This is a genomic window from Providencia rustigianii DSM 4541 (genome assembly GCF_000156395.1).
GTDB lineage: Bacteria > Pseudomonadota > Gammaproteobacteria > Enterobacterales > Enterobacteriaceae > Providencia > Providencia rustigianii.
On sequence record NZ_GG703817.1, the window covers coordinates 253,679 to 256,124 of the forward strand.

A 2,446-nucleotide genomic window follows, 5' to 3' on the forward strand; every position below is an offset into this window, starting at 1 on the left:
ACGATTGAGCCAATCATCAAAGTGTGGGATGGAATAGTACGTTATTCAAAAGCGCTATGGGATGGTGTGTCGCAGATTTTTAATCAATTCTGGGAAGGGATTAAATCCTATGTTATGAACTGGACGTTAGTTGGTTTGGTTTATCAGCATTGGGATAAAATTATTTCTGTGACATCGCGCATGTGGGAACTGATTAAAAAAACAATTTCAGATAAATGGAATGAGATTGTCGCTGATGTGACTGCATTACCGGAGCGTTTCAAACAAATCGGTGGTGAAATTATCGATAGTTTGAAGAACGGTATTCTTGAAAAATGGGAGTCACTAAAATCTACATTTGCCGAAATTAAGCAGGCGGCGACAGATTTATTACCTGAGTGGATGTTATCAGATGATGCCAAAGCTGCGAGATTAGCAACTCAGGCAAGTGGTGCATCCGTTGCGGGTAAGTCACTTGCTGGGTTATTTGATAGTGGCGGTTATATTCCACGTGGTCAATTTGGCATTGTGGGTGAGTATGGTCCTGAGATTGTTAATGGTCCTGCGAATGTGACCAGTCGTAAAAGTACAGCGGCATTGGCTGCGGCAGCATTAACACTAGGGTCAATGTCGGCAGCGGCAGATAAGCCGATTCATCCCTATGCCCTACCGGCTAAAAACTACGTTTCTACCCCAGTTAATATCACTCAAAATCGCAGTGAGTCTAGTCGATCCCCGATTGAAATTCATATTCATCCTACACCGAATCAATCAGCCGCGGATATTGCAAAAGAGGTCGCAAGGCAATTAGAAGATGCAGAGCGAAGAAAGCAATCAAGGCGGTTAAGCCAGTACCAAGACAGTGGAGAATATTAATTATGGCAATGGCAGCACTAGGCGTATTTATTTTTCATTTGCGAACAACGCCCTATCAAATGATGCAGATTAATAAAAAATACCGATACGGATTTAATAACCGCGTCGGCAAGCGACCTGCATTCCAGTTTATTGGTCCTGATAGTGATGATATTTCGTTAAGTGGTTCGTTATTTCCATCATTAACTGGCGGTAAGTTATCGTTATTGGCTTTGGAGTTAATGGCAGATACCGGTAAGGCATGGTCTCTAATCGATGGAACCGGCACAATTTACGGGATGTTTGTCATTGAAGAAATCACACAATCAAAAAGTTACTTTTTTGATGATGGTGCCGCTAGACAAATAGATTTCACGTTGAAGTTGAAACGGACAGACGAGTCATTAAGTGAAATGTTTGGTGATTTGAGTAAGCAATTGAGTGATCTCCGTGGGGCATTGCCATTATGAGTATGTTTACGGGGGATGAATCGACACCGGCATTTGTGCTAGCCGCCAGTGGTGAAAATATCAACGCGCTAATCCAAGGGCGTTTAATGTCATTATCAATGACTGATAACCGAGGGTTTGAAGCCGATCAGCTTGATATTGAACTGGATGATAGCGACGGGAAATTAGCATTGCCAAAGCGCGGCGAAACACTATCACTTCATTTGGGCTGGAAAAATGAACCATTAATTTATAAAGGCACGTTCACGGTTGATGAAATTGAGCATAGCGGTGTACCTGATAAGTTGACGATTCGCGGACGTAGTGCTGATTTTCGTGACACGCTAAACGTCAAGCGTGAGCAGTCATATCATCAAAAAACGCTGGGCGATATTGTGAGAACAATTGCGGAGCGTAACAAGCTCAAACCGGTGATAGATGAAAAGTTGGATAAAATAAAGTTAGCCCATATTGACCAAACGAATGAGTCAGATGGTTCGTTTCTGACGAGAGTCGCTAAAACCGAGGGGGCAATTGTTGCCGTAAAAGATGGCAATTTGTTATTCATGCGGCAGGGTGAGGGATTAACTGCAACGGGGCAGCGAATTCAAACGATGTTTATTACTCGATCCGTCGGTGATGGACACCGTTTTTCTTTAGCTGATCGTGGGGCATACACGGGGGTAATTGCAAACTGGTTAGACACACGCGAGCCAAAAAAGAAAAAAGAAGTTGCAGTGAAGAGAAAGCGAAAAACCAACAGTAAAACACCGGCTAAAAAAAGTGAGCCAAAAGAAAAGCAAGGCGAATATTTAGCAGGGGAGCAAGGGAACGTATTGACGCTATCCCATACCTATGCGACTAAAGAAAATGCGGCAAGAGCCGCAAAGGCGCAGTGGGAAAAGATTCAACGCGGGGTTGCCTCGTTTTCTATTCAGCTTGCGCGAGGGCGTGCAGATTTATATCCAGAAATGCCGATAATAGTGAGAGGGTTTAAGCCTGAAATTGATAATGCTGAGTGGACATTAACGCGGGTTGTTCATTCACTTAATGATAGTGGATATATGAGCGCATTAGAGCTTGAGGTAAGAGTTTCAGATCTCGATATGGCGGGAGAAGAAAATTAACACTGTATAAAATCACATGTTATACTGTATGCAATA

General features: G+C 43.0%; 2 protein-coding genes and 1 pseudogene. All 3 read left to right on the forward strand.

Annotation, left to right across the window (positions count from 1 at the left end):
- Positions 1–855 (forward strand): annotated as a pseudogene (locus PROVRUST_RS01250) (phage tail tape measure protein); the annotation flags it as partial.
- Between the two features lie 2 nt (positions 856–857).
- Positions 858–1,304, forward strand: coding sequence for a phage tail protein (locus PROVRUST_RS01255; protein ID WP_006812851.1), 447 nt, complete (start codon positions 858–860; stop codon positions 1,302–1,304).
- Positions 1,301–2,410: a phage late control D family protein gene (locus PROVRUST_RS01260; RefSeq protein WP_006812852.1), complete on the forward strand. Its 1,110-nt coding sequence runs from the start codon at positions 1,301–1,303 to the stop codon at positions 2,408–2,410. The genes PROVRUST_RS01255 and PROVRUST_RS01260 overlap by 4 nt, the downstream gene beginning before the upstream one ends.
- Positions 2,411–2,446 lie beyond the last annotated feature (36 nt).

Coding starts and splice junctions, on each gene's coding strand:
- PROVRUST_RS01255 (WP_006812851.1), top strand. CDS start 858: ATGGCAATGGCAGCACTAGGCGTATTTATTTTTCATTTGCGAACAACG.
- PROVRUST_RS01260 (WP_006812852.1), top strand. CDS start 1,301: ATGAGTATGTTTACGGGGGATGAATCGACACCGGCATTTGTGCTAGCC.